Source organism: Streptococcus agalactiae ATCC 13813 (genome assembly GCF_000186445.1).
Taxonomy (GTDB): Bacteria; Bacillota; Bacilli; order Lactobacillales; family Streptococcaceae; genus Streptococcus; species Streptococcus agalactiae.
The window spans coordinates 982331-993956 of sequence record NZ_GL636070.1 but is presented as its reverse complement, the minus strand read 5'-3'; the positions used below and the strand labels follow the sequence as shown (position 1 = coordinate 993956).

Below are 11626 nucleotides of genomic sequence, written 5' to 3'. Positions count from 1 at the left end.
TTAGTAAAGAAACGGTAGATAAATAGCATTATTATTATAAAGAAAAAGGCATGTAAGGTATTGGGATGATTAAATCCATATGCATACCTTGCTACTACTTCACCATATCTATATGTGAGAACTTGCTTATTTTCTAAAATATGAAGGTTTACAAATGTTAAAACGCCTATAAATGAAATAATCTTACATATTAATAAACTATCTATAATCCTATCAATAGCTATCTTCCTACTCCCTAATAATATTATCAAAATAGAAAGCCAACTATTACCTTTTGAAAAAAAACTATTTAGAACAAAAAGAATTGTTACACTTATTAAAATTATTATTTCTTTTCTAGAATAAGTAATTGTGATTGACCTCAGAAATGCATAAAAAGCATAAAGTAAAAAAAGATAGTCATAAAGATAATTTCCGTCCCTGTAAACACCTGTATATAGAGCTAATAGAGAAAAAAGTATGATAAAAATTACTTCAAAAAAATAATTTTTATTTTTATTGATTTTCATCACACAACTCCTTTAATATTACCTTAAATTCTTCAATAAAATTACTTCTGTTAGTTTCTAAAAACGGACGATTCATCGTCCCCTCATAGACTACATTTTGTAACCTTTCAATATCTACAACGATATCAAAATTATACATTGTTTTTACCTTATTAACAAAATCCACCTGATGATTATTCACATGCTCTCCAAACTGTTCTTGTCTAGGTACCACAATAGTTTTTTTTCCTTTAGAAACTGCATTCATAAACGTCGCTGGGCCGCCATGTGTGATAACAATCTCAGCTTCTTTCATGTAAGAGTTCATATCATCATATGAGAGAAATTTTGACCACTGACAATTCTGAGGTTCAAAGTCTGAGTAACCCGTTTGAATGAACACTTCTTGATCAATAGCACCTGTCCCTTTTAATCTATCAACTTCTTTAATAAGACGGTTGAACTGCTGTTCATGTGTCCCCACTGTGACAAAAATCATTAAAAAATTCCTCCTAAATTAATTGCCTTAGGATAAACTTTTTTCATTTCTTCCCACTGAACAATAAATTTATCTGTTACAGGATACACTAATTTTCCTGTCAAAGTTGGTTTATCTATCCTGTCGAAAACCTCTATATAAACGGTCTTACAACCAAATAACTTACCAATATAAAAGAATGGTACTGCTACAGCGGCACCAGATGATATGATAACATCTGGTCTTTCTTTTCTAAGGACCTTAAAAGCTAGAATAGTATTTTTTACCAAGTTTTTGACATTACGGTTTGTTGGAAAGAAGCAATGATATACAATCTCTTCTCTTAGAATACTCCTAGCATCTTCTTTATCAAAGGTTACCCAAAACCTATCTTCTTTTTCCCAAATGGGTTTCAAAAGGTTCAAGTGTGCTAGATGACCACCACTTGAACCAACCAGACAAATTTTCATTATATTCCTTTCAAACCTTACCTTTACTTAGCTCCTGTCCCAAGTAAGACTACCTTTAGTGTTAGGAGAATAATCTTAATATCTGACCAAATAGACCATTCATTGATATATTGAACATCTAACTTTACGATTTCATCAAAATCAGTAATATTATTTCTACCAGATATTTGCCACAAACCAGTGATTCCTGGCTTAAAACTAAGGCGTCGCTTCTGCGTTGAATTATACTTTTCATATTCATCAACTGTGGGAGGGCGTGTTCCTACTAAACTCATATCACCTTTTAAAACATTATAGAATTGAGGCAACTCATCTATGCTTGTTTTTCGAATAAATTTTCCTATTTTAGTAATTCTAGGATCATCGTCTAACTTAAACATTAGCCCCGTCATTTGATTGTGAACTAATAAATCTTTCTTAATTTGTTCTGCATCTACTCGCATTGATCTGAATTTATAGAATCTAAAAATCCTACCATTACGACCTACTCTATTTTGAGAAAAGATAGCCGGTCCACCATCTTTTCTGATTTGCGGAACTAGAAAAATTGCCACAATGCCACATATGAGCAAACCTATAATAGCACCCATGATATCCAAAAATCGTTTTGCTATAAGGTGACTATATTTATAGAATTTCATAGAATATGTAATAACACTATATCCTTCAAAAGTTTGGATTCGCTTTTCTCCTATATTATCAAAGCTAAGTGCCTCTACATTAACATTGACAATCACTCCCATTGCTTCAATGTCATTAATAATATCTTGTATTTGGTATTTACCAAATAATTCAATGGGTATGTTAATAAAAGCTTGATCAACAGTTAAGCAGGTTAACTCTGAAGTAAGAGCATCTTTGTTTATTATCCTTAACGAGTTATGTTTCAAATCATAACAATCCTTTTCAGAGGAGTCCAAGATACAGACAGCGATATAATTATGGTCGTATTTATTCTTAAAGGTCATTTTTGATAAAGAATCCTTATTCGTTATCAAAACAACTTTGGTATCTCGTGAAAACTTAGCGTAAGAATATTTTCGATAATATTTTAAAAATGAATTCAATAGATATAATAAAATCGAATTCATAGCAATAAAAGTAAAAAAGGAAAGTCGTGTCGTTGTAAAAGAGTTTTTAAAAATAAAAAATAATGAACTTGATATGAAAATATAGTAAAAGCTGTATTTCAATACCATTTTAAACTCTTCAAGATAGCCACGACTCCAAAAGTCTCTATAAAAATCAGAAAGATAAAAGACAATATAATGTATCAATAGAACAAACAATAAATCTTTATTGCTTTTAAAATTGGGAGTAATTAATGTTAATGTCAAACTTGCAGAAAAATAAACCACAACTGTTTGAATCATCGCTATAATAATCTTTTGTATATTTTCTTTTTCTTTCAATACAAGAGCCCCTTACTTCCTTTTTCTATCCCTTTTTCCGTAATTTCCATAATCGCCGTAAGTAGCAACAGATTCATTAACTTTATTAAGAATAATACCTAAGAACTTTGAACCACTTTGTTCCATCTGTTCTTTTGCTTTTTCAACATAATTACGTTTTATTCTGCCTGCTTGGGTTACTAAAATAAAACCATCACAAGCATTAGCGATTATTGCGGCATCAACAACTAAACCAATAGGTGGAGTATCGATGATAATATAATCAAATATATTTTTAATAGCTTCAATCATCTTATTAAAATAAGTGTTCTGAAGTAATGCTGTTGGATTTGGTGGTACTTTCCCTGAAGGAACGACCATCAGTCTAGGAACATTAGTTTCACAGATAATATCTCCAAGATCTGCATTACCTGATAAATAATTCGTCAAGCCTTTAATAGTTCCAGTTGCTTTAAAGGTTCCAGACATAACAGAGTTCCTAGTATCCGCATCTATTAATAATGTTTTAAATCCTGCTTGAGCTAAAGATAAAGCTAAACTTGTTGAAGTAGTGGATTTTCCTTCCCCTTCCCTAACAGAGGTAATTGCAAGAATTTTATTTTCCTTTCCACTAAACTGTATGTTTGTACGGATCGCATTGAAGTATTCTTCTGTTTTTTTTGCTTGTCTTAACTTGCTATCAACTATTTCTAAACGAGTCATTATATTCTCCTTAAAGTTTATTCAAATCTGGTACTATACCTAAAGAAGTAAGTCCTAGGACCTTTTCAATATCTTCTTCAGTATTAACACGATCATCCAAAATACACATAATAACTAAAACAATAGTTGATAATCCTGCACCAACAATAAACCCGATTAGTACATTCTTTTTAATATTAGGAGAAGATGGTGCTTTAGGTAAATTTCCCTTCTCAAGAGTAGTGATATCCTCTACTTGAGTAACTGCCTTGATTTTTGAAACTGCTGCTTCTCTAACTGAATTTGCTAATTTTTGAGACATTTTTGGATTAGCATCTTCGACCGATATTGAAATAACACGTGTATCTTTTAAAATAGAAACTGTTATTTTTTGCAACAACTGAGACGAAGGATAATTCAATTTTTCAGAAGAAATAACTTTTTCTAGAACGTCAGTAGACGTAATAATCTCCTTATAGTCATTTGCAAGAAAACTCCCCGCTTGTAGATCTTGTGCAGTAATACTATTATTAGGGGTATTAGGGTTAATGACATATATCCTTGTTGAAGAAGTATATTGTGGCGTAACAATAAAAAGACTATAGAAAAGTCCAGCTGTTGCAAACGCAATGGCAACAAATGTGATTAAAAATTTCTTTTTCCACAATTTTTTTAAAAGGTTGAATATATTTATTTCAACTTCTGTATTAGCTATTTTATTCATGAAATCTCCTAAATGTAATGGTTTTTTAATATAGATTGAGCATTTTCAATAAAAAGTTGGTTAGCACGTTCTTTACCAAAATCTCTACAGATAATCTTATAAGCTTCTGCTAAAAATGGCGGTCTAACATCAAGGTTATGCATATCACTCGCTACAAAATGCACTAAATTTTCCTTTAAAAAATAACGGGCTCTTTTCTTAAAGCGTTTATGCTTATCATTAAAAAGTTTTTGTTTCAAAATATGGGAACTATTTATTTGTGTGTAACACCCCATATTAATAATTTCCTTCACCCGTTCTTTTTGATTCTCTAAAGCGTTATACCTCTCTATATGCGCAACGACTGGTGTAATACCAAGCATTAAAATATTTGACAAAGCTGTATGAATATCTTTCCAAGAAGTTTGCATAGAAAATTCAATTAAAGCAAATTTCGTATTGTTTAAAGTTGGAATTTGCTTTAACTTCAGTTTTTCTAACATATCACTTGTATAGTACAATTCTCCACCATATAAGATTTGAAGATGTTCAAATCTTTTTTCCGCTTCGTGTTTAACTATAGAGAAGTTTTTGAAGATAATATCTTCAGGTGTTTCAAACATACCTTTTCTTCTATGTGATGTCGAAACAATTATTCTAACACCTTGTCGATAACTTTCTTCTATCAAAGATAAACTCTCTTCAAGCGTTTTGGGCCCATCATCTACATCAAAAACGATATGAGAATGAATATCAATCATTCTTGTTATTCCTCCATTGTGTTCTTAATTTTTGATTTTGCATTAGATAAGCTAGATTGATCAATTGACATCATATAAAGTTGAGCTCCTGGCATTGCATATGAAGGGAGTTCACCCGTTGAACCATGACCAGTTAATGCTTGTGACTCGACAGTGAAGCGTTGTCCAGTTGACAATTGATTGTTAATCAAATCATTAATATTATCAATAGTCATATTAGTTTGAACGGACGTTTGGAGCTGTGAGGTAATGCTATTTAATTTTGTTACTGACTGACTAGAAGCTAACTTATTTATAATAGCTGCAATCACTTTTTCTTGATTTCTACCTCTATCGTTATCGCCTCCTTGTAGAGAATAACGTTCTCTAACAAAGCCCAAAGCCTGCTCAGAATTCAATGTTACTTGACCAACAGGGAAGTCAAAATTACCATGTTTACTTGTAAAAGCTTGATCGTTATAAACTGTCACTCCTCCCAAGAGGTCTATTAATTTTAAAAATGATGAAAAATTAATTCTAGCATAATAATCAAGGTTGATGTCGTAAAGGTTTTCAAGTGTTTTCATTGATGTCTCAACGCCATACAAACCTGCATGGGTTAATTTATCATATTGATTGCCCCCACCATCTGGAATTTTTACATAGGCATCTCGTGGTGTTGTCGTTAACAATACTTTGTGGGTATTGGTATTAACCGTCATAATAATATTTACATCAGATCTTGATACTGTTGATATAGAGCCAAAAGTATCAATACCGCTAATATAGATATTAAATACCCCTTCTTTATGATTAGTATTTTTACGATTAATTTTTTTCTTAATTTTATAAGTATAAATCGTTTTTATCTGCGATTTAAAATCAGGGGTGCTAAGTTCAATTAAGCTAACATAAGCATTATTTAAAACCATAGCCTGACTATCACCATTTTTAATTCTATTGTATGCATCCTGGTAAGAATCTGTTTTTTGTGGTGTAATAGAGATTTCTTTTTCTGATTTTATATGTTCTATCAAATCAGTAATATTTGAAGTATCGTTTTTAACTGGTGCGGCTAATTTGCTGACAGCTTCTATATTGGTTATTTTAGAATCTTTTGGTACAACTACACTCATCTCAATTTCAGAGTATGAAGCAGTTTTATTTAGATTATTTGTCAAATCAATGGTTGACTTAAATCCATATAAAGTAGTAGCAACGAAAATAGAAGCTAGTACTAAAATTATAGTTGTAAAAATTCTAGCTTTATTCTTAATACAAAGAAATAAACTTGCTAAAATGATTAAAACAATTACAACTCCATAAATGACGTTCAAGTGTCTAAATGCCAAAAAATGGTGACGATACATAAGAAATAATGAGACTACACTTAACAAAATAAAAATCACCAAAAGAAATAAATTAATCACCCGTAGAGGTGTATGTGAGTGTTTCTTTTGTTGACGGCGCGAATGATTAGACATTGTAATTCTCCAATACTTAAAAAAACCTTAATTTTACTTGGATATTATATCATTTTTCAATACAATATTCAACGAAAGTAATATTGGAATAATCTGATTATATTAGCTAAATAACATTTTCAATTGATCTATATTGATAATTTAGCTGATCTAATTGAATTTATTTACATTCTAGTTTAAACTAGAGTTATGAGAATTCAACAATTACAATATGTTATTAAGATTGTAGAAACTGGTAGCATGAATGAAGCCGCTAAACAACTCTACATTACCCAACCTTCACTTTCAAACGCTGTTAGGAACCTTGAGACTGAGATGGGTATCCAAATTTTTATTCGAAATCCAAAAGGAATAACGTTAACAAAAGATGGTATGGAATTTCTGTCATATGCGCGACAAATTCTAGAACAAACAGCACTTCTTGAAGAGCGTTATAAGGGTGATAATACAAGTCGTGAGCTGTTCAGCGTTTCTTCACAACACTATGCATTTGTGGTTAACGCTTTTGTAGCTCTCTTTAATGGCACAGACATGACCCAATACGAACTTTTTTTACGTGAAACTAGGACTTGGGAAATTATTGATGATGTTAAAAATTTCCGTTCAGAGATTGGTGTTCTGTTTCTTAATAGCTATAATAGAGATGTATTAACCAAATTATTCGACGATAATTCCTTAATTGCCACAACTCTTTTTACTACTACACCTCATATTTTCGTGAGCAAATCCAATCCCTTAGCTAATAGAAAAAAATTAAATATGAAAGATTTAGAAGATTATCCTTATCTGAGTTATGATCAAGGCCTGCATAATTCTTTCTACTTTTCTGAGGAAATGATGTCTCAAATTCCTCACCCAAAATCCATTGTTGTCAGTGATAGAGCGACTCTGTTTAATTTAATGATTGGATTAGATGGTTATACAGTGGCAACTGGTATCCTCAACTCAAAATTGAACGGTGACGAAATTGTCGCAATCCCTCTTGACGTGGATGATGTTATTGATATTGTCTATATCCGACACGACAAAGCAAACCTTTCAAAAATGGGACAAAAATTTATTGACTATTTATTAGAGGAAGTTTCGTTTAATCATAAAAATAAACAGTCCTGAGATTGTCTCAGAACTGTTTTTAAATTACTCAAGTATCTTTATAATAAGCTTGTTAACCGTATCGTAGTGAAAATTAACAGTATCATACTCAACACCAATTACCTTTGCCAAGAAGATAATCTGGTCTAAAAATGCTTGAGAAGAAAATTGAGTTGTACGATATAGTTCTTGCTCATCAAAAGGTTTAATCAGGTGAGCCAAAGGATTTCTGACTGATTTTTCGAACTGTCTTAATTGAATGATGGTCGATTTCACTTCTTCATCAAGGTCGGTTAATTGTAAACATTCTGCAAGGCTTTTAGAAGTCAAGCGACTATCGTGCCACCTTTCAGAGAATGCCAAAAGGACTGGGTGGTTTGACTCCTTTAATTCTTTAAACTTCCAAGTATCGTAGTGATCATCTCTTGCATTATGGATGTAATCATGCAAGTGAGGTACTTCTTGTGCAAGTAAAATCATAAATAGACGATATAAAATAGGACTAACACTACGGACAAAATCTATGATTAATCCATTTTTTACTTTTGCTTCTAAATCCATGATGTAATTTGCCAGCAACTCTAAATCATACGGGTTATGCAAAAGCTTTATATTGTATTTTTCTTGTAATATAACAACTTGTTCTTGATGAGCAAAAAGAAAATCAATGTTTAACTCTCGACGCTCTTTCATCATTTCCAATAAAAATAATAAATCTGAGTTTAAAGGACCATGTTTTTGTAATAATAAGAAAGCATTATGATAAGAATACTGATCCACTAATACTTTAAGAGCAGTTGAAAAATCTGTCATTTCTATCCTCATTCAGAAATAAGTGTTTCGAGCCCAACTTTCATCATATCAGTAAATGTTGTTTGACGCTCTTCTGCACTTGTATCTTCTTCTGGATTATTCAAGTTATCTGAAATCGTCATCATAGCAAGAGCATTAACATTGTGTTGAGCTGCAAGATAGTAGAGAGCTGCTGCTTCCATCTCAATAGCATGAACACCTAGTTTACCCAAGGCCATATTACGATCTGGTTGGTTTGAATAAAACACGTCTGAAGATAATACACTGCCTACATGAGTTGTAATATCCATTTCCTTTGCGATGTGATAAGCTTTATCCAAAAGTTTAAAATCAGCAATTTGCGGAAAATCAAATTCAGGCCAATCATTACGGATAATATTAGAATTTGTTGCTGCTGCTTGTGCCAAAACAAGTTCACGAACATGGATATCAGGATTGATAGCACCTGCTGTTCCTACGCGAATCAATGTTTTAACCCCATAATCAACAATTAGTTCGCGAGCATAAATTGAAATTGAAGGCATACCCATACCAGTTCCCATAACAGAAACACGATGTCCTTTATAGGTACCTGTATAACCAAACATATTGCGAACTGTATTAAAACACACCGCATCTTCTAAAAAATTCTCGGCAATAAATTTCGCACGGAGTGGATCTCCTGGAAGTAAAATTTTATCTGCAATTTCACCTTGTTTTGCTTCAATATGGATTGACATATAAACTCCTCATTTTTCTTATAAAATAATCATAGGCAGTAGCAAAAAGTACTGCTATAGTTAAGGGAACAATAGTTATAACGGATTGACCAGTAAAAGATATGACTAAACCGATAGCTGTCAGTGGCGCTCTCATTGTAATAGCTAAAAAAATAGCTGCACCAACCAACATACTGGTTACTATCGATATGTGGGGAAGTAAAGGAATAGAAATACTAGCTAACAAAAAACCTAAACAAGCACCAATGGAAAAAGATGGTGTCAGTATACCGCCATAAGCACCAGCGTAAAGAGTGGATAATGTTGCTATCATCTTGAGAACAACTAAAATAGCGATTAAGCTAACTGTGGTCCCTTTAAAGACTTCTTGAACTAGGGCATTACCATTTCCTAAAATCTGGGGATAGACTATTGATAAAACAGATACTATCAATGACACTACTGGCAAACTTAACAATATTTTTATATTTTTAATACGTCTCTCTGTCACTTTTTGATTTAAATATCTAAAGCTAATCGCAATCGGAGTTACACATAAAACGATCAAGAACATAAAAGCTAATGACTGTGAATTCAGACTCATCTTTGAAATATGATAAAGAGGGGCTGTCGAAATAACTAATTGAGCAATACTAGCTGCACCAAAAGTAGAGGCTAGCAATGTCACAATATTTTTCAGTGAGATTCCTAAAGCTAAAGTTTCAAAAGCAAAGAATACACTAGCTAGGGGTACTTGATAAACTGCTGACAAGCCTGCAGCTGCACCACTAATGATTAATAAACGTTTATCCAGCACTTTAAGCGCTAATAAATCCGATATTTTCCCAGCATTTATGGCTCCAAACTCTCGTGGCGCTCCTTCTTTTCCAATAGGACCACCAGCTCCTACATAAATCAATTGCAAAAATGCGTGACCTATATGTAGCCAGTAAGGTGATTTTTTTAGAGAAGAATCCTTAAAAACAACCTGTTGTTTAATACTAGTTATTTGCTTTGGTTTGATTTGTAAGTAATACCAACTAAGGGATGCTAAAAAGGAGACTAAAGTAAGTGATAACACTCTTTTAATTGGTGTGACACTATTTAACAAAGACAGAGTATTTTCTCTACTATCACCAAATGCTAACCACTCTGTAAACATTAATACATAGTGCATTAAGATAGCTCCAACTCCTGCCATAACTGTCATAAATAGAACGGCTATCATAAACTTGACAGCATAGTATAATCGAGAAACCATTTTAAAGTTCAGCAACTAATGATTTAACTAATCCCTTGAAATCTTCTTTAATACGCTGAGTAACTTCAACGACCTCCTCATGATTGAGCTCTGATTGGAAGCCAGCGGCAAAGTTAGTAATTGCTGAAATTCCTAACACTTTAAGCCCTGAGTGAGCTGCAACGATCACCTCTGGAACCGTGGACATACCTACCGCTTGTGCGCCCATTGTTTGGAATGCACGAATTTCTGCAGGTGTTTCATAAGTGGGTCCTGATACACCCAAGTACACACCTTCTTCGAGTTTGATATTCTGTTTTTCAGCAATTTGGTGAGCTTTTTGTCGATATGTTGCTGTATAAGCATCCGACATGTCTGGGAAACGTGGTCCAAATTCTTCAAGGTTCTCACCTATGAGAGGGTTAGTCCCAATCACATTGATGTGGTCTTTGATCAGCATTAAAGTTCCTGGTCCGTATCCAATCCCACCCGCTGCATTAGTCACAAGCACACTGTGGCAAGCCAATGCTCTCATGATACGTACTGGGAAAGTAACGATTTCCATTGTATTTCCTTCATAAAAGTGAAAACGACCTTGAAGCGCTAATACCTTACGGCCTGATAAATCCCCATACACTAATTTTCCAGCATGACCAACTACTGTTGACTGTCCCCAATTTGGGATGTCTGCATAATCCACAACAATGGGATTTTCGATTTCTTCAGCTAATTCTCCTAAACCAGAGCCTAAAATAAGGCCAAATTCTGGTGCTGTGACGCCTTTTGCTTGCAAAAAGTCTCTAGTCTCATTAATTTTTTCTAATAATGTCATTTACTTACCTCCTAAACCATTATTCACTATACAATATGCTATAAACTTTGGATAATCTGTCCATCTTCTTTAACAAAATCTTTTTCCATCTTTACAGGTAAAATGGAAAAAATTTCTTCACAGGGTCGGCAGAGTTTTGCACCTTTACTCGTAACAACTATGGGACGATTAATAAGAATAGGATCTTGTATCATCGCATCAATCATTTCTTCATCTGTAACGCTAGAAGATTCCAAATTGAATTTCTCATAAGCAGGAACATCTGTTCTTAGAAGTTCCCTCGCAGAAAGTTTCATTTCTAACAACAGTTCAACTAGTTCCATCCTGCTAGGTGGTGTTTTCAGATAATAAATAATTTCTGGTTCAATACCACAATGACGAATAATGGCAAGTACGTTCCTTGATGTCCCACAATTTGGGTTATGGTAAATCCTAACTTTTTCCATCATCTTCCTCTCAATTTTTAATGCTACAAGTGTCTTAAGGAAATAAAAA

Annotated in this window: 13 protein-coding genes and 1 pseudogene; 1 reads left to right on the top strand and 13 read right to left on the bottom strand. The window is 33.0% G+C overall.

Features of this window, described 5'->3' with window-relative positions:
* The 8 genes and pseudogenes from HMPREF9171_RS1000000113950 to cpsA form a co-directional block, all read right to left on the bottom strand.
* Positions 1–509, bottom strand: a pseudogene (locus tag HMPREF9171_RS1000000113950) (hypothetical protein); the annotation flags it as partial.
* A complete protein-coding gene (locus HMPREF9171_RS108395; RefSeq protein ID WP_000578444.1) occupies positions 496–987 on the bottom strand; it encodes a glycosyltransferase in 492 nt (163 codons plus the stop codon). The pseudogene HMPREF9171_RS1000000113950 and the gene HMPREF9171_RS108395, both read right to left, overlap by 14 nt.
* The gene (pssD, locus tag HMPREF9171_RS108400) at positions 987–1436 is read right to left on the bottom strand and encodes a PssD/Cps14F family polysaccharide biosynthesis glycosyltransferase (protein WP_000686634.1); all 450 of its coding nucleotides are present in this window, start codon (positions 1434–1436) and stop codon (positions 987–989) included. Before pssD ends, HMPREF9171_RS108395 begins: the two co-directional genes overlap by 1 nt.
* A gap of 23 nt (positions 1437–1459) precedes the next feature.
* Positions 1460–2848, bottom strand: a complete 1389-nt coding sequence (locus HMPREF9171_RS108405; RefSeq protein ID WP_000659576.1) for a sugar transferase — start codon at positions 2846–2848, stop codon at positions 1460–1462.
* 12 nt (positions 2849–2860) lie between these two features.
* Entirely contained in the window at positions 2861–3550 is a 690-nt protein-coding gene (locus HMPREF9171_RS108410; RefSeq protein WP_000197420.1) for a tyrosine-protein kinase, read from the bottom strand.
* A gap of 10 nt (positions 3551–3560) precedes the next feature.
* Complete coding sequence (locus HMPREF9171_RS108415) at positions 3561–4253, bottom strand: Wzz/FepE/Etk N-terminal domain-containing protein (protein WP_001033070.1); 693 nt, start codon at positions 4251–4253, stop codon at positions 3561–3563.
* 8 nt (positions 4254–4261) lie between these two features.
* Positions 4262–4993 (bottom strand): capsular polysaccharide biosynthesis protein Cps4B, encoded by a 732-nt coding sequence (cps4B, locus tag HMPREF9171_RS108420; protein ID WP_000565377.1) that lies wholly within the window; start codon positions 4991–4993, stop codon positions 4262–4264.
* Between the two features lie 5 nt (positions 4994–4998).
* Positions 4999–6456 (bottom strand): LCP family glycopolymer transferase CpsA, encoded by a 1458-nt coding sequence (cpsA, locus tag HMPREF9171_RS108425; RefSeq protein ID WP_000064997.1) that lies wholly within the window; start codon positions 6454–6456, stop codon positions 4999–5001.
* Between the two features lie 189 nt (positions 6457–6645).
* Between cpsA and HMPREF9171_RS108430 the strand changes: the two genes are divergently transcribed.
* Positions 6646–7569: a LysR family transcriptional regulator gene (locus HMPREF9171_RS108430; RefSeq protein ID WP_001222596.1), complete on the top strand. Its 924-nt coding sequence runs from the start codon at positions 6646–6648 to the stop codon at positions 7567–7569.
* Between the two features lie 24 nt (positions 7570–7593).
* On the opposite strand, the gene HMPREF9171_RS108435 is transcribed toward HMPREF9171_RS108430, so the two are convergent.
* The 5 genes from HMPREF9171_RS108435 to arsC are packed head-to-tail and all read right to left on the bottom strand — an operon-like array spanning position 7594 to position 11577.
* On the bottom strand, positions 7594–8361 hold the full coding sequence (locus tag HMPREF9171_RS108435) for a Gbs1250 family HEPN protein (RefSeq protein WP_000129264.1): 768 nt from the start codon (positions 8359–8361) through the stop codon (positions 7594–7596).
* An 8-nt stretch (positions 8362–8369) separates the two neighbouring features.
* Positions 8370–9080, bottom strand: coding sequence for a purine-nucleoside phosphorylase (gene deoD, locus HMPREF9171_RS108440; protein ID WP_000022113.1), 711 nt, complete (start codon positions 9078–9080; stop codon positions 8370–8372).
* On the bottom strand, positions 9064–10320 hold the full coding sequence (locus tag HMPREF9171_RS108445; RefSeq protein WP_000254654.1) for a chloride channel protein: 1257 nt from the start codon (positions 10318–10320) through the stop codon (positions 9064–9066). The genes deoD and HMPREF9171_RS108445 overlap by 17 nt, the downstream gene beginning before the upstream one ends.
* Before the next feature lies 1 nt (position 10321).
* Complete coding sequence (locus HMPREF9171_RS108450) at positions 10322–11131, bottom strand: purine-nucleoside phosphorylase (RefSeq protein ID WP_000173379.1); 810 nt, start codon at positions 11129–11131, stop codon at positions 10322–10324.
* Positions 11132–11169: 38 nt separating this feature from the next.
* Positions 11170–11577, bottom strand: a complete 408-nt coding sequence (gene arsC / locus HMPREF9171_RS108455) for an arsenate reductase (glutaredoxin) (RefSeq protein WP_000416960.1) — start codon at positions 11575–11577, stop codon at positions 11170–11172.
* Positions 11578–11626: the final 49 nt, after the last annotated feature.

Excerpts from the sequence above, each read along its gene's own strand:
- HMPREF9171_RS108395 (WP_000578444.1), bottom strand. The coding sequence starts at position 987 with ATGATTTTTGTCACAGTGGGGACACATGAACAGCAGTTCAACCGTCTT.
- pssD (WP_000686634.1), bottom strand. The coding sequence starts at position 1,436 with ATGAAAATTTGTCTGGTTGGTTCAAGTGGTGGTCATCTAGCACACTTG.
- HMPREF9171_RS108410 (WP_000197420.1), bottom strand. The coding sequence starts at position 3,550 with ATGACTCGTTTAGAAATAGTTGATAGCAAGTTAAGACAAGCAAAAAAA.
- HMPREF9171_RS108415 (WP_001033070.1), bottom strand. The coding sequence starts at position 4,253 with ATGAATAAAATAGCTAATACAGAAGTTGAAATAAATATATTCAACCTT.
- cps4B (WP_000565377.1), bottom strand. The coding sequence starts at position 4,993 with ATGATTGATATTCATTCTCATATCGTTTTTGATGTAGATGATGGGCCC.
- cpsA (WP_000064997.1), bottom strand. The coding sequence starts at position 6,456 with ATGTCTAATCATTCGCGCCGTCAACAAAAGAAACACTCACATACACCT.
- HMPREF9171_RS108430 (WP_001222596.1), top strand. The coding sequence starts at position 6,646 with ATGAGAATTCAACAATTACAATATGTTATTAAGATTGTAGAAACTGGT.
- HMPREF9171_RS108435 (WP_000129264.1), bottom strand. The coding sequence starts at position 8,361 with ATGACAGATTTTTCAACTGCTCTTAAAGTATTAGTGGATCAGTATTCT.
- deoD (WP_000022113.1), bottom strand. The coding sequence starts at position 9,080 with ATGTCAATCCATATTGAAGCAAAACAAGGTGAAATTGCAGATAAAATT.
- HMPREF9171_RS108445 (WP_000254654.1), bottom strand. The coding sequence starts at position 10,320 with ATGGTTTCTCGATTATACTATGCTGTCAAGTTTATGATAGCCGTTCTA.
- HMPREF9171_RS108450 (WP_000173379.1), bottom strand. The coding sequence starts at position 11,131 with ATGACATTATTAGAAAAAATTAATGAGACTAGAGACTTTTTGCAAGCA.
- arsC (WP_000416960.1), bottom strand. The coding sequence starts at position 11,577 with ATGGAAAAAGTTAGGATTTACCATAACCCAAATTGTGGGACATCAAGG.